At 30.0% G+C, this 18,014-nt stretch carries 16 protein-coding genes; 6 read left to right on the forward strand and 10 right to left on the reverse strand.

The window, feature by feature from the left end:
- Positions 1 to 95: 95 nt before the first annotated feature.
- A complete protein-coding gene (gene namA, locus G9F71_RS08055) occupies positions 96 to 1,139 on the reverse strand; it encodes an NADPH dehydrogenase NamA (protein WP_164948741.1) in 1,044 nt (347 codons plus the stop codon).
- Between the two features lie 346 nt (positions 1,140 to 1,485).
- Between namA and G9F71_RS08060 the strand changes: the two genes are divergently transcribed.
- Positions 1,486 to 2,058: a hypothetical protein gene (locus G9F71_RS08060; protein WP_164948742.1), complete on the forward strand. Its 573-nt coding sequence runs from the start codon at positions 1,486 to 1,488 to the stop codon at positions 2,056 to 2,058.
- Between the two features lie 134 nt (positions 2,059 to 2,192).
- Positions 2,193 to 3,299: a DEAD/DEAH box helicase gene (locus tag G9F71_RS08065; RefSeq protein ID WP_164948743.1), complete on the forward strand. Its 1,107-nt coding sequence runs from the start codon at positions 2,193 to 2,195 to the stop codon at positions 3,297 to 3,299.
- 109 nt (positions 3,300 to 3,408) lie between these two features.
- Here G9F71_RS08065 and G9F71_RS08070 read toward each other — a convergent pair whose 3' ends face one another.
- From G9F71_RS08070 to G9F71_RS08080, 3 genes are all read right to left on the reverse strand, one after another.
- Entirely contained in the window at positions 3,409 to 3,600 is a 192-nt protein-coding gene (locus G9F71_RS08070) for a hypothetical protein (protein WP_164948744.1), read from the reverse strand.
- Between the two features lie 231 nt (positions 3,601 to 3,831).
- Entirely contained in the window at positions 3,832 to 5,088 is a 1,257-nt protein-coding gene (locus G9F71_RS08075; protein ID WP_124999716.1) for a hemolysin family protein, read from the reverse strand.
- Between the two features lie 682 nt (positions 5,089 to 5,770).
- Positions 5,771 to 7,156 (reverse strand): sulfurtransferase, encoded by a 1,386-nt coding sequence (locus tag G9F71_RS08080; RefSeq protein ID WP_164948745.1) that lies wholly within the window; start codon positions 7,154 to 7,156, stop codon positions 5,771 to 5,773.
- A gap of 286 nt (positions 7,157 to 7,442) precedes the next feature.
- Here G9F71_RS08080 and G9F71_RS08085 point away from each other — a divergent pair, with 286 nt between their 5' ends.
- Complete coding sequence (locus G9F71_RS08085; RefSeq protein ID WP_164948746.1) at positions 7,443 to 10,838, forward strand: ATP-binding protein; 3,396 nt, start codon at positions 7,443 to 7,445, stop codon at positions 10,836 to 10,838.
- A gap of 94 nt (positions 10,839 to 10,932) precedes the next feature.
- Here the strand turns inward: G9F71_RS08085 and G9F71_RS08090 are convergent, their stop codons facing one another.
- Entirely contained in the window at positions 10,933 to 11,541 is a 609-nt protein-coding gene (locus G9F71_RS08090) for a TlpA family protein disulfide reductase (RefSeq protein WP_224626260.1), read from the reverse strand.
- A gap of 30 nt (positions 11,542 to 11,571) precedes the next feature.
- The gene (locus G9F71_RS08095; RefSeq protein WP_164948747.1) at positions 11,572 to 12,276 is read right to left on the reverse strand and encodes a cytochrome c biogenesis CcdA family protein; all 705 of its coding nucleotides are present in this window, start codon (positions 12,274 to 12,276) and stop codon (positions 11,572 to 11,574) included.
- A 310-nt stretch (positions 12,277 to 12,586) separates the two neighbouring features.
- On the opposite strand from G9F71_RS08095, the gene G9F71_RS08100 reads away from it, so the two are divergent.
- The gene (locus G9F71_RS08100) at positions 12,587 to 13,510 is read left to right on the forward strand and encodes a DUF2156 domain-containing protein (RefSeq protein WP_164946352.1); all 924 of its coding nucleotides are present in this window, start codon (positions 12,587 to 12,589) and stop codon (positions 13,508 to 13,510) included.
- Between the two features lie 112 nt (positions 13,511 to 13,622).
- A complete protein-coding gene (locus tag G9F71_RS08105; RefSeq protein WP_164948748.1) occupies positions 13,623 to 14,171 on the forward strand; it encodes a GNAT family N-acetyltransferase in 549 nt (182 codons plus the stop codon).
- A 103-nt stretch (positions 14,172 to 14,274) separates the two neighbouring features.
- On the opposite strand, the gene G9F71_RS08110 is transcribed toward G9F71_RS08105, so the two are convergent.
- Positions 14,275 to 14,418, reverse strand: a complete 144-nt coding sequence (locus G9F71_RS08110) for a hypothetical protein (RefSeq protein WP_164948749.1) — start codon at positions 14,416 to 14,418, stop codon at positions 14,275 to 14,277.
- Between the two features lie 489 nt (positions 14,419 to 14,907).
- Complete coding sequence (locus tag G9F71_RS08115) at positions 14,908 to 15,270, reverse strand: YmaF family protein (RefSeq protein WP_164946347.1); 363 nt, start codon at positions 15,268 to 15,270, stop codon at positions 14,908 to 14,910.
- Positions 15,271 to 15,566: 296 nt separating this feature from the next.
- On the opposite strand from G9F71_RS08115, the gene G9F71_RS27570 reads away from it, so the two are divergent.
- Positions 15,567 to 15,968, forward strand: a complete 402-nt coding sequence (locus G9F71_RS27570) for an SH3 domain-containing protein (RefSeq protein ID WP_164948750.1) — start codon at positions 15,567 to 15,569, stop codon at positions 15,966 to 15,968.
- On the opposite strand, the gene G9F71_RS08125 is transcribed toward G9F71_RS27570, so the two are convergent.
- Positions 15,961 to 16,368: a DUF1287 domain-containing protein gene (locus G9F71_RS08125; RefSeq protein WP_164949018.1), complete on the reverse strand. Its 408-nt coding sequence runs from the start codon at positions 16,366 to 16,368 to the stop codon at positions 15,961 to 15,963. The genes G9F71_RS27570 and G9F71_RS08125 overlap by 8 nt on opposite strands.
- Positions 16,340 to 18,001 carry a recombinase family protein gene (locus G9F71_RS08130; protein WP_164948751.1) on the reverse strand — a complete coding sequence of 554 codons (1,662 nt, stop codon included), beginning with the start codon at positions 17,999 to 18,001 and terminating at the stop codon, positions 16,340 to 16,342. The genes G9F71_RS08125 and G9F71_RS08130 overlap by 29 nt, the downstream gene beginning before the upstream one ends.
- Positions 18,002 to 18,014: the final 13 nt, after the last annotated feature.

Here is an 18,014-nt window from a genome sequence, read left to right on the forward strand (position 1 = left end):
ATTATGGAATCATAAAAACAATAGTCTTTAGGTTAACATAGAAAACTACCAAAGTGTATAATCACACTTTGGTAGTTTTTAAAATATATCTTAGTCTAAAATCCATTTTTACTTACTATATTACTTCTCTCATACTGAATAGGCCATTTTATACTTTCTCCTAATTGACTAGCGGCAATAAATGCCCAATAAGGATTTCTTAAAAGTTCTCTACCTAAATATACCAGATCAGCTCTTTTATTGTTTAAGATTTCTTCTGCCATTAAGGGGGAAGTTATAAGGCCACCAGCTATAGTTGGAATATTACATTGGTTTTTAATTATTTCGGAATAACAAATTTGATATCCTGGATAGGTAGATATTCTTGCAGGTACTGTTCCACCAGAACTAACATTCACTATATCTATGCCCATATCTTTTATTAGATTTATAAGTGTTGCTGTATCCTTTGCAGTGTTTCCACCCTCAGCGTAGTCTTCAGCAGAGACTCTTAATTGTAATGGTTTAGTTTGAGGCCAAACAGTTTTTACAGCATCTATAGTTTCTCTTAAGAATCGTACCCTATTCTCATTTGAACCTCCATATTCATCTTTTCTTTTATTGGTTAAAGGGGATAAAAATTGTCCTATCAAGTACCCGTGGGCACCATGTAATTCCAATAAATCAAAACCAGCAGCTAATGATCTTTTAGCAGCAGATTTAAATAAAATTATAGTATTTTTAATATCGTCTTTTGTCATTTCATTAGGTAGCCTATAATGTTCATTAAAGGCTATAGGGCTTGGAGCTACAATTGGATAGGAAAGAGTTTCAGATTTTCTTCCAGCATGATTAATTTGAATGCCTATTTTTGCACCATATTTATGACACTCATTTACTATATTTGATAAATTTTTAACATGTTCCTCAGACCATATACCTAAATCATTATCAGTTATACGTCCACCAGGCTCAATTCCTGTGGATTCCACGATGATAAGCCCCACACCACCAATAGCCCTAGTTGAATAATGTACAAAATGCCAGTTGTTTGCGAGTCCATCCTCATCATTACAAGAATCCATGCACATTGGTGCCATGACTATTCTATTTTTTAAATCCATATCTTTTATTTTAAAATTGCTAAATAACTTTGACATTGCTAATCGCCTCTTTCTTATATAGTCTAATAATAAATTATTTGAAAAATATGAAATTATAGTCTTATCTAACTATTGACTTATTATATATAAGTATATCATTGTTGAAAAGATAGTAAAGTATGCAATTTATAAATACAAGATATCATAAATAATATTGCATAAAAACGTATTTATATAAAATAGTTAGTATTAAAATAGAATTTAATATTTTTGTTCATTTTGTACTTACATATACTTACATAAAATTCATATTTTATCTTGTTATATTTTTATCACATATGATATACTGAATTCGTTGAATAATATGACATATTAAAAAAATAATATTAATGGAGGTATTCACATGAAAATTAAAGCAATAATATTATCATTAGCTGTAGGTGCTACTTTACTAGTAGGATGTGGTGCTAAAAAAGAAGCAACACCAGCACCAGCAAAAACAGAAACAGTAGCACCCGCAACAACCAAAACTGATGTAGTAACAACAGCATCATTAGTAAATACTGAAGCAGCTTTTGAAAATGGAATAAGCAGTAAGGGTACATGGATTATTGCAACTTTAAAGGATTTAGCTATTAATAAGGACCTTGTAGTTGAGGGGGAGTTTAAAAATGGCAAAAAAGATGCTAGTGGGAAAGAACTTATACAACGTAAGATAGCTCTATATACACAAGATGATAAGCATGTCGTAACTGCTAGATTTACTTTGACTGCGCCAAAATTAACTTTTAAAAGTCCTATGGGCAGCATAGAGCATGGAACTTTTAAGGGTGACCTTTATGTTTCAGCAAGCAACTTTCAGTTAAAAGATACTACGGTAGAAGGAAATATATATTTTACTACAGCTGAAGCTAAATCTACATTTAAAATGGATGATAAAAGTAAAGTCACTGGAGTTCAAGAATTAAAAAAATAAATTATACAGCTTACTTTTAAAAAAACAGTCAATCTAAATGGATTGGCTGTTTTTTTGTGCCACTTGCAACGTGGGTGGCACCAATGGTATAATAAAATAACAAAAATATGTTTAAAATAGAAAGGTAAATAAGAATGATAAAATTTAAAAAATTAGGGCTTAATGAAGATATTCTAAGCGTGCTCAAAATTCAAGGAATAACTGAGCCAACTCCAATTCAAGAGCAAAGTATCCAATTAATAAAGGATGGTAGTGATGTTATAGCGGAGGCTCAAACGGGTACAGGTAAGACGCTTGCGTTTCTACTTCCGATGTTTGACAATATGTCCGCTGATATAAATACAATTCAAGGATTAATAGTTACACCTACAAGAGAACTTGCAATACAGATAACTAGCGAAGCTAAGAAACTTGCAGAAGGTAAAAATTTAAATATCTTGGCTGCTTATGGTGGTAAGGATATAGGAGTGCAATTAAAAAAACTAAAGGGAAATATTCACTTAGTCATTGCAACACCAGGAAGATTAATAGACCATCTAAGGCGAGGTACAGTGCAACTTGATAAGCTGAGGACCTTAGTATTAGACGAGGCAGACCAAATGCTCCTTATGGGATTTAAAAATGATATTGAAGATATCATAGAAAAAACACCCAAAAACAGACAGACATTATGCTTTTCGGCAACTATGGGTTCAGATGTGAAAAAGATGGCATATAAGTATATGAATGACCCTAAAGAAGTAATTATTAAAAAGGAACAAACAACTCTTAAAAATATAAAACAATTTTTAATAGAAACCACAGATAGAAGAAAGCAAGAAGATTTATGCAAGGTTTTAGATGAAGATAATCCATTTATGGCTATTATTTTTTGTAGAACTAAAAGAAGAGTGGATGATCTTGAAATGGCTCTTTATAAAAAAGGTTATAATTGTAAAAAACTACATTCAGATATAACTCAATCAAAAAGAGAAAAAATAATGAAAGAATTTAAAAATTGTGATATACAATATTTAATTGCTACGGATGTTGCAGCTAGAGGTCTTGATATAAATGGAGTTAGTCATGTTTATAACTACGATATACCTGAAACTGCCGAGGGCTATATACATCGTATAGGAAGAACTGGAAGAGCTGGAGAAGAAGGATATACATATTTATTTGCAGCTCCAAAGGATAAATTTATTTTAGATTCTATAGAAAAGAAAATAAAAGGTGAAATTCCTAGAAAGATATTATAGTAGTTTTTTAAATTGAAATGATAAAGCACTTAAAATTGGTTTAATAGCCAACTTTAAGTGCTTTTAAAAAGTTAGTGATTTTTCTATGCTTTCATCAATAAAAATGTCGTTAAATAAATTTTTTAGCACTCTTCCAATGTTTAGAAGCTAAATCATATTTTTTAAAATCTGGTATGTCTCCCTTGGTTTCAACTAGTGCTTTTGCTACTTTTTTTAAATCATTTCGTGTTTTACATTTAAAAGAATTTGACTCATCTATTGATCGCATTGCATCTTCCACCATTCCTTGGAACTTATTCATTATAAACCCTCCTTCAATTATTGTTTTTTATAAATAGATAGTAATTAAGTAAACTTTAATTGCTCCATGGTACATATAGTTTTAACTAATTAAAATGCTAATATACTTATTAATCCTCTGAAAAAATAGACTGGAATACTGACTAGCCGTTATTAGAAAATATTTTATATTTTCTAAAAAAAAGTATGTAGCACATAATAACATTATGTGCTACATACTTTTTTCAATATATTAAGTTATGATTTTTAGTTTTACTATACGATTTTTACTGGTGTTTTGTATAATGAATTTTGTATCATTATAAAGTATTGTCTCACCTGTATTTGGAAGACGTCCGTGTATTCCAGTAACAAAACCACCTATGGTATCAAAATCTTCAGACTCTATATTTAGGCCTATCATTTCATTAACCATGTTTATCCTAGTATTACCAGCAACAATAAATTCGTCTTCTTTGACAACTTCAATTTGATCAGTATCATCGTCATATTCATCGTCGATATCTCCAACAATTTCTTCTACTAAATCTTCAATTGTTACAAGACCGGCAGTACCACCATATTCATCTAATAAAATAGCTATAGGCACTCTTTTTAACCGCATATCAGCAAATAAATCCACAGTGCTTTTAAACTCGTATGTAAAATAAGGTACACGCATATGTTTCTCTATAGTAAATTCTTCTATTTCATTTTCGAAGAAAATTAAATCTTTAAGATATAGAACTCCAATAATATTATCAATAGTTTCTTGGTATATAGGAACCCTAGAAAATTGTTCTTGTTTAAAGATTCTTATGAGTTCTTCATAAGTGGAGGTTACATTTGCCACAATCATATCAGTTCTTGGAGTCATAACATCTTTTGCTTGTGAATCTCCAAATTCAAATACATTATAAATCATTTGCTTCTCTTCGCCTTCTAAAACCCCTTCTTCATGGCTTACACTGACCATAGTTTTTAATTCTTCTTCAGTAATAAAGGGTCTCTGCTTACCAATTTCTCCACCTAGTATTTTTATAATTGCATTTGTAATATAAATTAATACTGTAATAAGTGGATTTAAAATGAAGGTAATTAGACTTATTGGACGAGCAACTTTTAAAGCAACTTTTTCGGAATTTTGTGCAGCTAATGACTTCGGTGTTATTTCACCAAAAATCAATACAAAAATTGTCATTATAGCGGTTGCAATACCTACTGCAGAATCCCCTAAAGAGGGTCCTAAATATTTAATGGCCAAGGAAGTTGCTAGTGCAGAAGCACCGATATTGGCCACTGTATTTCCTACCAAAATACCGCCTAAGAGTTTACTTGGATTTTTAAGTAGTTTATTTATTAGTGCAGCACCTTTAATTTCTGATTCTACCATGTGCCTTAATCTGATTTTGCTTAAAGTCATAAGTGCAGTTTCAGAGGAAGAGAAAAAGGCTGAAAATCCTAATAAAATCACTAAAGATAAAATTTGCCACGTACCATCGGGGTCCATAATATGTTCACACTCCTTAAGATATAACCTAAAAAAATTATATCATAAAATGAGGGATATTCAAATAAATTTATCATTAATATTTTTAAATATTGTATTATATTGTATACATGTACATTTATTTAAAGCCCAGTACAAATTAGAAAAGTGTTTTTTTTGCCGATTTATTATATGGTGACATGAAAATTAATTTTACACACTGCAAAGTTATAATTATAAAAAAAGCTATTAAAAAAAAGTGATAAGTTAGAAGTAGTTGAGATTTATAAAAAAATACATAAAATAGACAGATTAAATCCCATAGAAGAAGAGTACTTATAGGTCTTATAAGTGAATTTTTTGTTTTTTTAGTATAACAATATATTAAAAAAATAATACAAAAAATTATTCCTGAAAGTAATAAACTTCGATAAGCAAATGTGAAACTAGAAGTGAAAATTTCTTTTGAGAACACATCTTTTTTAAAAACTAAATATCTCATGACTCCCATTTTTCTATCCGACAAGTATTGTAGCATCAAAGGTGGAACTAATATAAGTAATTGTAATAGAGTAATTATTCGATTAAGTATTGTGTTTGTAGAAAATTTCATATATTGCACCTTTCTCATTACATTATGTTTGCTATTAAATCATAACACAAAAGGGCAATATTTTAAATATGCCCTTTTGTGTTATATTTATTATTTAGTTTTTGGCTCACCTTTTTCTACAGGGTTTTTAGGGCTCGAGCTCCATTCATACCATCCATTACTGTATAATGAAATGTTTTTTAGTCCAATTATATCAGCATAGGTTAGAACTTCAGCGGCTCTCCAACCAGAACCACAGAAGAAGGAAAGTCTTTGGTCTGGAGTAATTCCTTGCTCTTTCCACATAGCTAGTATTTCGTCTTTATTACGCATAGTGTTATCTATGTTTCTATAATCTTGCAGATGATTTGCATCGCTACCAGCATGACCCCAAGTAGATCCAGCTGGTCTTCCCATGAATTTCAAATCACTATAACCAGATATCTTGCCAGTATATTCATCCCAGCTTCTTATATCTACAAGCTTACTACCAGCTTTATCCGCTAATATTTCTTTTGCACTGTTTATATCTATTATATATCCCTTATTTACTGGTACACTAGCGCCAAAAGAACTTACCGGTTTTTTTGCATTTGAAATTGTTTCTGTTTCATAACCAGCATTTCTAAAGGCAGCGGTTCCACCATTTAAAACTCGAACATCTTTAACACCGATATACTTTGCTATTGCAGCAATTCTAAAAGATGCCATTGGGTCAGGTCCGTATAGAACAATTGTTGTGTCTGGAGTTAATCCGTTTTTTTCTGCAAATGTTTGAAGAGCAGCATCAGAGTTAATACTCCAAAGTGGAGCTGATTCTATTTCGTCTGTATTTATGTGCACTGCACCTTTTATATGTCCTTTTACGTAATCCTTATCTTTAGATGCTTCGCCCCAAGCAACTTCGAAAATTTTATATTTATCATTAGTATAAGTTTCTGGTTTTTTACCATTAACTAAGTCATTTACAAATGAAGGTGGAACTAACATTTGATAGTTTGCATAGCTTTCCATTGGAAGACTATTATCAGCAGCCCATTGTTTAACATCATATGTATAAATATTTATTATTCCTTTTTGTTTTAAGTATGCTGCAACGGCCTGTGTATCTTTTCCGTTTGCATCGCAAAGTACAACATTCTTATCTCCTAAAATATTCTTTGTTTTTAAAGCTTTTTCTAAAATTTTATCCTTTTCCTTATCTTCTACCTTTAACCAATTAGCAGAAAAATCCGTAGCACCTTTTATGTGTCCACCACGTACCACAGCATCTAGTTTCCAACCATTAAAGGCGTCATTTGATCTTGTATCCACTATTACCCAGTCCTTGTTTCCTAGTTTGTCTTTTAAATCTTTAGTGCTTATAGATTTAATCCCTGATGCACTATTAGTTGTCGTGTCTTTTTTTACCTCTTTATTATTTGAACACCCAATAAAAGACATTGCAGTAGTTACAGTAATAAGAGTAGCTAACGTAAGTTTTGTAAATTTTTTCATAATAATCCCTCCTAAGCAGAAAAATTCTATCATATTACGACAAAATATACTAATTCATTTTTCTGATAAGTAACATATTAACTATTTGAATTTCCTATAGTTATGATATGTTATTCTCTAAAAAACCAAAATTAATGCAATTAAGTATGTTTTTTTGTTGATATTTATCAAATGAAGGGAATATATAGTATATACAGTATATGAAATATCACTTTATATGTTATTATATATGTGAATATATAGTTGTAAACCTTACTATAAAGCACAATTAAAAAGGAGCTAATTCATGCCGAAGACTAAGTCGCATAAAATTAAGTTATTTATTTTACTAGCAATAACTTTAATTATTATTATTACAATGATTAAAGGGAGTAGTGAAATTAGTCATACAGAAAAGAATGTGCCCTTGGCAGTGAATGGGGTACTAGACCTGAGAAATTGGGATTTTAAAGAGGATGGTATGATAAAACTTAATGGAGGATGGGAGTTTTATGATAATCAATTACTTTTGCCTAAGGATTTTCAAAGAGGTGCTAAAAAAAATCCTAGTTACGAACATTTACCAGGCATTTTCGGTAATCAGGGATATTGTACATATAGATTAAAGCTACTTATGAATAATAAAGATGAGCTTTATTCAATAAAGATAGATTTTATACAAAATGCATATGAACTTTGGGCTGGCAATAAATTAATAACCTCTGTTGGACAGGTGGGGAAAGCTAAAAATGAAATGGTTCCACGATTAGCTCCAGCTATAGGCTCTTTTTATGTAGAAAAAGGAGAAACATATTTAGTACTTAGGGTTAGTAATTTTTATAATGTATATGGATATGTAGATACAATAGTATTGGGGAAATCAGAAGAAATTACAGTTATGAGAGAGAAAAAGATAGCCTTAAGTCTATTTCTTTTTGGCTGTTGCATAATGGCTGCTATATATAGTTTTGGAGTTTTTATTAATAGAAGAAAAGACAAGGCTCAATTATATTTTGCAATGATTTGCGTAATAATTGCCATTAGAACGTTATTTATTGGTGAAGGATTCTTAATTTCACTATTACCCAATTTTAATTATATCTTTTCTACAAAAATAAAGATATGGACCTTTTACTCATATATTCCTTTTATTATTTTGTGTATAGATAAATCATACGAAAAAATAATATCACCTAAATTAGTTAAAACATCTAATTATATAGCTTTAATTTATACATTAATTGTAATTTTCATTCCCGTTCAATATTACTTATACTATATAGCGCCTTTTGAAGCATTTGCACTGCTATCTATATTTTATATGATGTGCAAAATTTCTAAAATATACATAGAGCGGGGACAAACTGACTATATAGTTGTGGTAGGCTTGTTTGCACTTTTTATTACAAGAATTAACGATATATTGTATGAATACAGTATTATATTTACTGATTCATTTGCATCCCTTGGCATATTAATATTCATCATAGTAAATTACTATGTTTTAGCAAAGCACCAAGCTAATGAGCTTTCAAGTGTTGAGAATATTAGTGCTAAACTTAAATCTTTAAACGATCTAAAAGATGATTTTCTTGCGGTAACTTCTCATGAGCTAAAAACTCCATTGAATGGAATTATTGGTTTAACAGAAGGAATAGTTACTAATAAAGGCGGCAATTTAGATGGTGAGCTTAGAGAGGATTTATTTTTGGTAAACTCTAGTGCTAAAAGATTATCTAACTTGGTCAATGATATGATGACATTTTCTAACCTTAAAAATAATGAAATTGTATTACATAGGAAACCAGTTAACATAAGTAATGTGGTTGAGATGGTAATAAAATTTAGCCGAATGGCTCTAAATAATAAAAATGTTATTTTTTCCAATATGATTGACAAAGATGCACCTTATGTATTTGGGGATGAAGATAGAATACAGCAAATTCTATATAATTTACTGGGCAATGCTATAAAATTTACACATGCAGGAAAGATAACATTGTCTTATGCTAAAGTGAATTCTTTTATTGAGATTTGTATAACAGACACAGGAATAGGAATTCCAGAGCAGAAGCTTCATAAGATTTTTAATAGGTATGAGCAGGTGGATGGAATTTCAGAAAAATATGGTGGTACTGGAGTAGGACTTTATGTAACTAAACAACTTATTCAAATACAAGGTGGTACTATATCAGTTTCCTCAACTATAGGAAAAGGAAGTAAATTTATCTTTACTATTCCATTATGTACGGAAGAGGACCTAAGGGCTAATACAAAGGAAAGTCACCAAAATAAAAATAATTTAGAAATAGTAGCCGAATATTCAAAGCACTTAGAGTTAAAACCTAATTTAGTAAGTATATCCTTGGAGCATGAGAGAAAAATTATTAATGAAAATATAAAATTAACAAGCAGTGATAAATATAGAATTTTAGTAGTCGATGATGAGTATGTCAATCGTAAGGTATTAAAAAATTATTTATCAAAGGACACATTTGAAGTTTTAGAAGCGTCTTCCGGCATAGAAGCATTGAGGATAGTAGGGGAGGATGCAGATTTGGATTTGGTAATTCTTGATATGATGATGCCAGATATTTTAGGTTATAAAGTATGTGAGATTATTAGGGAAAAACATTCCATTTTTGAATTGCCAGTGTTAATTATGACTGCGGATAGTAGCCTAGAGCACTTGGTTATATCTTTTGAATGTGGTGCAAATGATTATTTAAGGAAACCTTTTAATATGAATGAGCTAATGTGTAGAATAAATACTTTGATAACTTTAAAGCATTCAGTAAGGCAAGAATTATCCTTAGTACATGAGCTTGGAATAGCTAATAACCAAGTTAAGCAGCTTAGTATTCAAAGTGCAAAAACTAGTAAACGGGTTGAAGAACTTATGGCATATGATAAGGTCAAAACAGAATTTTTTGCTAATTTGTCACATGAACTTAGAACGCCTCTAAATGTAATTTGTAGCACAATACAATTAATAAGATCACTTGATGGATCAAAAAAACTAGGGGATGAAAAGATAAAGTATTATATTAATATCATGAATCAAAACTCCTTAAGGTTACTTAGACTTATAAATAATATAATAGATACAACTAAAATAGAGGCAGATTACATAAGCCTTCAATTAAAAAATGGAGACATAGTCTATGTTGTAGAGGAAATATCGCAGTCTGTAGCTGAGTATATAAAAAACAATGGAATAACCCTTATATTTGATACTGATGTAGAAGAAAAGACCATTGCATTTGATGAAGAAAAAATAGAAAGAATTATGTTAAATTTACTATCTAATGCAGTTAAATTTACAGAGGAAAATGGAAGTATTCTAGTTAATATATATGATAAAGGTGATTTTATTGAAATATCTATAAAGGATACAGGAATTGGAATCCCAAAAGATAAGTTAGAATTTATTTTTGAACGTTTTGCTCAAATTGATAAGTCCACATCAAGACAGAATGAAGGTAGCGGAATAGGACTAGCCTTAGTAAAGTCTCTTGTAGAAATGCACCATGGGGAAATCCATGCAAAGAGTATTGAGGGATTAGGAAGCGAATTTATAATAATGCTACCAGTTAGAACAATTGATATGAATCAAGAAGAAGATAATCTTAAAAATAAAAAGGTATTTGAAACAAACCATAAAGAAAATTTAAACATAGAGTTCTCTGATATTTATAAATAGATTTATTGCATAGAAAATCATAATATAAGTTTATAACCCCGCTGAAAATTATTTTAAATTTTCAGCAGGGTTAATTATTTTTGTAAAAATAAGTTTATAATTTACTAATATTGTTTTTCATTTCTTCCAGGGTCAGGCCACCTTTTATAGTGGAGACAATATTGCCTTCCTTATCTATAAAGAAAGAAGTGGGAAGTGCGGAAATATTATATTGTGCGGCTACATTTTGATTTGAATCTACTAAAACAGTGAAATTATATTTATTGTTATCTATAAAAGATTTTGCTGTGGATTTGTCCTCACCAATATTTATAGTCAGAATAACTAAATCAGAATCCTTTGTTTGTTGATACAATTTTTCAATAGTAGGCATTTCGGCTTTGCAAGGACCACACCAACTTGCCCAAAAGTTCAGAAATACTTTTTTACCTTTAAAATCACTAAGGGACACATCTTTACCGTTTAAATCTTTAAGTTTAAAATTTAAAGCAGCGATATTACTCGCATCAGAGCTTTTCACCGTGGAAGAATCCTTACTAGAAGAAGAATCTTTGCCCAAAGAAGAATCCTTGCTAGAAACAGAATCCTTTTCTGTAGTAGTTATTCCTAAATCCTTAGATTTGTTTTTATTGTAATCTACTACAGTATAAATACTTATTCCAAATACTAAAACAACTACTAGTGGTAAAATTATTTTTTTCAATATTAATCCTCCAATCAGTTAAATTATAAGTTAAAAATTAAAGAAATCTAAATAGCGGCTTAAAATGTTAACTTTATTTGTGAAAATCAATATACCCATTAAAAGTAATAGTATTCCACTTATAGCCGATATTACAGGTAAATATTTAAAAATAGCATTTTTATGCTTTGTAAAGCTACCTATAGCAAGTGCTGTTAATATAAAAGGAACAGCAAGACCTAGGGAATAGACTGAAAGCAGAAGGATTCCTTTTCCTATGGTTTCAGAACTACTAGCATACATAAGAATGGAAGATAAAATAGGTCCTATGCAAGGAGTCCAACCAGCAGCAAAGGCCATACCCATGAGTATAGAACCAAACTTGCCACTAGCTTTGTTAAAGGAGAAAAATCTTTTTTCTCTATAAAGTAGTTTAATCTTTAATAGGCCAATGGTATGAAGACCGAATACTATCATTAGTAAACCACTGATTTTTCTAAAAATGGTTTGATTTGAAATGAAAATTTTGCCAAGGGTTGTTATAGAAGCTCCCATTAAAATAAAAATAATAGAAAAACCAATGACAAATCCAAAAGATTTATATAATATGTTTAATTTAGCTTTTTTATCATCTAATTCATTAACAGCTGTTCCCGTTAAATAACTGATATAGGCTGGCACTAGTGGTAAAACGCAGGGAGATAAAAAAGAAAGTAGTCCCGCTGAAAAAGCTAATATGAGAGAAATATTGTTCAACTATGCATCACCTCCTAAGATCTTAACAAGTTAAAACAATTTAAGTTAAAAACCACATGTTTTTCATATAACAGTATGATATCATATTTTTATACTATATCATATTATATTATTATGTAGCATTTTTATTTAAAAATGTGGTTAATATAACTATAGAAAAGAATTCTACTATGATATCATTATAAGTATACCTTTAGTAACTATGGTTCATATAAGTATCTACTTGCAAAAAATGAACAAACAGTATAAAATTATAAATAAGATTAAAATATAATGATATTTATGGTATATCCTAAGGGGAAAGGTTGATATGATGATTTTTAAAAGACTTACAATAGAAGATAAAGGTACTTTAGAGAAATTTATATATCCATATAAATTTCTAAGTTGTGAATATTCTTTTACAACTTTATATATATGGAGAGAGGCTTGTGATATTTGTTTTACTATTCATAAAGGGGCTCTAATAATAAAGAAAAAGGATTTTGAAGGAAGATACTATTTTATGCAGCCTTTGGGCTATAGCAAGGAAAATCTTAAAGAGATAATAGATGCACTAATGGATTATAAGACAGAAAATAATATGCACTACTTATTTAAAGATCTTGATGAAGGCTTTATGGAAGAGATAAGTAACATATATGATGATGTTAGGGATATTTGTATAAAAGAAGATAGAGATAACTTTGACTATTTATATGAAGCTGAAAAACTTATAAAGCTTTCAGGCAAGAAGCTCCATGGTAAAAAGAATCACTACAATTCTTTTATAAAGAGTTATAAATATGAAGTTAAAGACATTAAAGGGGAACAAGTTATAAGTGATGTAATAGTGGCTGCAGAAAAATGGTATGCTATTAATGAAGAAGATGATGATATGCTTTATTACGAATTACAGGGAATAAAAGATCTTCTCAAAAATATTGAAATTGTAAACATTAAAGGAATTGCTGTTTACGTAGATGAAAAAATAGTTGCTTTTAGTTTAGGAGAAAAACTAAATGATAATTTGGCAGTAATTCATATAGAAAAGGCAGATATGGATTATAGCGGCGTCTACAGCTTTATTAACAAAACTTTTGTTGATAGATGTTTTAGTGATGTTAAGATAATTAATAGGGAACAAGACTTAGGAATTGCAGGTCTACGAAAATCCAAACTATCTTATCACCCCTTCAAACTAGAGAAAAAATATATTTTTAGTTTTTCTAAATGTTTAGTAAGTGATGTTTAAAAAAATAGACTAGCATATAGCTAGTCTATTTTTTTAAGGATAAAGTTAACCATATTTCAGCACTCAAGGTTAGGAGATATGGAATTAAAGCTAGAGGGAGGGTAATAATAAAATGAAAAATCTTTTGATTGGTGAAAAAGTAAAACTTACGTCTATAAATGAGGAAGATGTTTTAAAATTTCAAAAGTGGTATAATGATGCGTCCTTTATGCGTCATTATGATATAGTAAGTGCAATTCCTAAAACCATAGAAGAGGTAAAAGAATTAGTTAGTGAAGCACAAAAATCTAATAGAGCTTATATTTTTGCTATTAAAAATCTTCATCAAGAAGAATTTATTGGAGTTACAGGATTTGAAGATATATCTTGGAATAATGGAACCGCTTTAATATATATAGGAATAGGTGGAGAAAAACATAGGGGTAAAGGTTATGGAATGGAAGCCCTTAAATTAACTATGGAGTTTGGATTTGAGGAACTAAACTTTCATAAAATACAGCTTACTGTGCTTGAGTACAATGAACCTGCTATAAAGCTATATGAAAAATTAGGCTTTAAAAGAGAAGGGGTCTATAGGGAATTTATTCATAGAGATGGCAGAAGGTATGATATGTATTTATATGGAATATTGAGGTCGGAGTGGGAAGCTTTAATAATCTAAAAAAATATTAAGTCAGGTGGATTTTTACAAACAAAAAACACAGTAGAGCAAGTATAAAATCTACTGTGTTTTTGTTTGTTGATTTTTAATAATTTAATATTCCCTAGTATTTGTTTTTAGTTCCTTGCTGTGCAGCTGTTTTGCTAGCATTTCCGTTGCTCATATATCCGTTTTTGGCATTTTTACTATCTTCGCTGTTAGCAATAGTGTTTTGGTTTTTCTCTTTAATATTTTTGTTTTGGCTCATAAAAGACATCTCCTTTAATAAATATTCTTTAGTATGGTGACCATAAAACAAATTATTTATACTTGAAATTAAGCTATACTTGTATTAATTCCTTTTTTGTTTTTAATAAAACCTATTTTTAAACCTAGGGATATATTTTTACTGCAATATCTCACACATTATTTATTAATGGTTAAGAGAAATTTTAGGAACTGCCTTTTATTCAACTATAAAATCACAATAATTTACATGTTATTGTAATGAAGGAATTATAGTATTTACATACTAATTAAATTTTCATCTATAATGAGCATTAAAAACTGGGAAACATAGAGTAGTACCAATCTCTTCAAGTTTAAAACCTTTACAAAATGTAAAATTCCAAATCAAATTAAAGGTTTATTATTCATTTAAAGCTTATTTTTATAGAGCTTTAATTTTAATTTATTTTAAAGGGAAAAAGAAGGCATTGCGTTTTAAAGCAATGCCTTAACCCAACTACATTTTATACTAGCATTCTTCTTCAAATATTGGAGCATTTATAAGTGTAGCAAATATTAACTCATGGAAATGATCATCAACGACATTAGTTTCAGCCTCTACAAAATGGACATGCTTGCCATCATTACCAACAGGTATCGGTAGACCCGTAACTGCTTCAATTATATGAAAGTGATCAAAAAAGTCTGTTCTTGTTTTAACTTTATGAACATGTCCACCTTCAACTGGTATTGCAGGACTGGATACTCCAGCAAATCTATGATTATGAGCATCAGCTGTACCTAATTCAGCTACTCTAACGCTTCCTTCAAATTCATGGTCGTGAAATTGTGGTTCTTTTTTACAACAATCTTTATCATCATGTTTTGACATTAACATCACTCCTTGTCCTTCGACAGTATATAATATGTAGCTTAATCGAAAATGACACTAAAAACAAAGAAATATACAAGTTGAAACGTATGCTATTAGCAAGCCGCCAAATTGCTCATTTGTATAAATACATTAATGCTTTTTTCATGGACAATATACTGCATCAACAGGTATAAAAGACGAGTATGTTCTAATAAGAGAATATGCACCATTAGTAATTATCTCAAGGATATGAAGTATTACATAGCAACGGAAATACACAAGATGGGGTTATAGCTACTAACATATGTAATAAGTTGGAAACATTAGGATTGAAGAATAGAGGCGCTAAAATAGATGAACGCGGATTGAATGAAATTAGAAAAACATCTATGACCTCATGTATCGTAGAACCCATACTTTGTGATTATAATATTGATATGAAACTATATTCTGCTGATAAAATAGCGAGAAGTATTGTAAAAGGTATAACAGGGAAATCAGTCAATCATAATGAGCCAGTTACAAATACAATAGAAGTGTGGAAAAATGTTACTGCTATGACTTTGAATGTACGTAGTGGACAAGGCACTGGATTTTCTCAAATAGGAGAACTTCACAAAGGAGATAACGTCAAAATTGATAAGAGTTATTCCAATGGTTGGACAAGTGTTTTCTTTGGAAATAATGGTGGGTATGTTTCGACTTCAACTAATTAAATTTCCATCTATAATGAGCATGTATAGGAGATGTAAAGTAAGAAAGGTTCTTTGTACTAGCATGGGGCTTGGTATTATGAATAACATAGGGAATCCCGTTTTTATCTCTTTTATCAGAAATAATACCAACGTGTTCGTACCCTTTTGTAAATACCACAATATCACCAGGTTGCCACTCTTTTAGATTTTCATCATTTCTAGATTTAATTTCAGTGGTTAAACTTATACAGTATCTACTAAAAAATACATCTTGATTAGGTACTCTTCTAAAATCAATATTAGGATCAGGTTTTTCCTGTACTCTAGGATAAAGTTTAGTATTAATTTTTATATCCTTATCAATAAGCTCTTTTAAATTAATGTTAGCGGCTTTAAATCCTCTCCAGGGGACTTGATATATTTAAATGCGTGCCAGTGTTACTACAAATATATGATATGTCATTGGTTATATAGACTTTAAAATTATTTTTATCCTTTATAGTAATATTTTCAACAATCTGCTCAATACAATCTTCAATTGAGTATGTAGTCATTTCATCATCAAGTTTTTTCTTTAAAATTCCTCTAAAGGTTTCTAAACCTTTTATTTTAGTGCCAAAATTATTTTGGGTTTCTTGTAATTCGCTTAATGCTGCATTAAGTTTAATAATTTGGTTTTTTATTTCTTCTCTGTCTTCTTCAAATTCGTCTTCGGTAATCTGCTTTTTCATCAACATTTTTCGTAATTCTTTTGATTCAGCATTTAAATTGTTTATTTGAGATTGGATAGAAGCTATCTCTGGTTCATGGCTTGTATTTTTTAACATTTTATTTAAAGCATTGATTACTCTATTTAAAGATTCTTCAAACGTTTGGTCATCTTGCATATCTTTAACAATCAATTTCATAGCTTCATAAATAATTTTTTGGGGAATTGCACCAGTACTACAATAGTCTTTTCCTTTTAAAGAATAACCAATACATTGCCAAACCACATTTTCATAAGTCTTTCCTTTATGCCAAATGGTTCTACGGAATCCCTCTCCGCAATTTTGGCATTTTAGTTTACCGCTTAAAGGATATTTGTTGCTGTGTTTTGTCCTTCTACCATTTTCAGATTGTTGCATTTTAGCTCTTTTTTCTAATTCTAACTGGACGTTACTAAAAACTTCTTTCGAAATTATAGCTTCGTGATTATCTTCAAAAAGATATTGTTTAACTTCTCCATTGTTTGATAATTTTCTATGGCTCAAATAATCAGTTGTAAAGTATTTCTGAGTTAATAAAGTTCCCGCATATTTCTCATTTTTTAAAATATTTAATATACTTGTTGGATGCCATTTTTCTTTATTTAAAGCTGTTTTATGTTCATTTGCTTCTAAATATTTTGCAATTCTAACAACTCCATATCCTTCAAGGTATAGCCCGAATATTTTTTTTACAGTCTTCGCTTGCTCTTCATCTATTATCAAGCTGCCTTTAATAATATTATACCCTAAAATATTTTGATTTCCGTATACTTTTGCTTTTTTAAAAGCTTTATCATTTCCCCATTGAACACTCTCACTTATTTGACGGCTTCCATCTTGTGCAAGACTTGCAAATATAGTAAGAAATATTTCTCCGGCAGACTCCAAAGTGTTGATATTTTCATTTTCGAAATAGACTGCAATATCTAAATCTTTTAGTTGCCTAACACTTGATAGGATGTCTGTTGTATTCCTTCCAAATCTGGAAATGCTCTTACATATAATCATATCAAATTTTTTGTTGCTAGCATCAAATAGCATTTGTCTAAATCCGACTCTTTTGGATGTGCTTGTACCTGAAATGCCTTCGTCTGAATATATACCTAAGAATTCCCATTCACTCTTACTTTGAATATATTCGTTATAATGTGTTACCTGGGCATCGAAACTATTCTCTTGTTCTTCTGACTGAGAGCTTACTCTACAATATGCACAAACTCTTTTTTTATTTTGATTTGAAGGTTCACCTGTAGTTTTTTCTCTTTTAGCCTCTATGACAATAGGGTTTTTAGTTGTTTTGCTCATTTGTATTCTCCTT

Origin of the sequence: Clostridium sp. FP2 (assembly GCF_011065955.2) — a bacterium.
GTDB lineage: Bacteria > Bacillota > Clostridia > Clostridiales > Clostridiaceae > Clostridium_AD > Clostridium_AD tagluense.

What these genes read in the sequence shown, in the direction of transcription:
- namA (WP_164948741.1), bottom strand. Translation starts at nt 1,139, where the DNA reads ATGTCAAAGTTATTTAGCAATTTTAAAATAAAAGATATGGATTTAAAA.
- G9F71_RS08060 (WP_164948742.1), top strand. Translation starts at nt 1,486, where the DNA reads ATGAAAATTAAAGCAATAATATTATCATTAGCTGTAGGTGCTACTTTA.
- G9F71_RS08065 (WP_164948743.1), top strand. Translation starts at nt 2,193, where the DNA reads ATGATAAAATTTAAAAAATTAGGGCTTAATGAAGATATTCTAAGCGTG.
- G9F71_RS08070 (WP_164948744.1), bottom strand. Translation starts at nt 3,600, where the DNA reads ATGAATAAGTTCCAAGGAATGGTGGAAGATGCAATGCGATCAATAGAT.
- G9F71_RS08075 (WP_124999716.1), bottom strand. Translation starts at nt 5,088, where the DNA reads ATGGACCCCGATGGTACGTGGCAAATTTTATCTTTAGTGATTTTATTA.
- G9F71_RS08080 (WP_164948745.1), bottom strand. Translation starts at nt 7,156, where the DNA reads ATGAAAAAATTTACAAAACTTACGTTAGCTACTCTTATTACTGTAACT.
- G9F71_RS08085 (WP_164948746.1), top strand. Translation starts at nt 7,443, where the DNA reads ATGCCGAAGACTAAGTCGCATAAAATTAAGTTATTTATTTTACTAGCA.
- G9F71_RS08100 (WP_164946352.1), top strand. Translation starts at nt 12,587, where the DNA reads ATGATGATTTTTAAAAGACTTACAATAGAAGATAAAGGTACTTTAGAG.
- G9F71_RS08105 (WP_164948748.1), top strand. Translation starts at nt 13,623, where the DNA reads ATGAAAAATCTTTTGATTGGTGAAAAAGTAAAACTTACGTCTATAAAT.
- G9F71_RS08110 (WP_164948749.1), bottom strand. Translation starts at nt 14,418, where the DNA reads ATGAGCCAAAACAAAAATATTAAAGAGAAAAACCAAAACACTATTGCT.
- G9F71_RS08115 (WP_164946347.1), bottom strand. Translation starts at nt 15,270, where the DNA reads ATGTCAAAACATGATGATAAAGATTGTTGTAAAAAAGAACCACAATTT.
- G9F71_RS08130 (WP_164948751.1), bottom strand. Translation starts at nt 18,001, where the DNA reads ATGAGCAAAACAACTAAAAACCCTATTGTCATAGAGGCTAAAAGAGAA.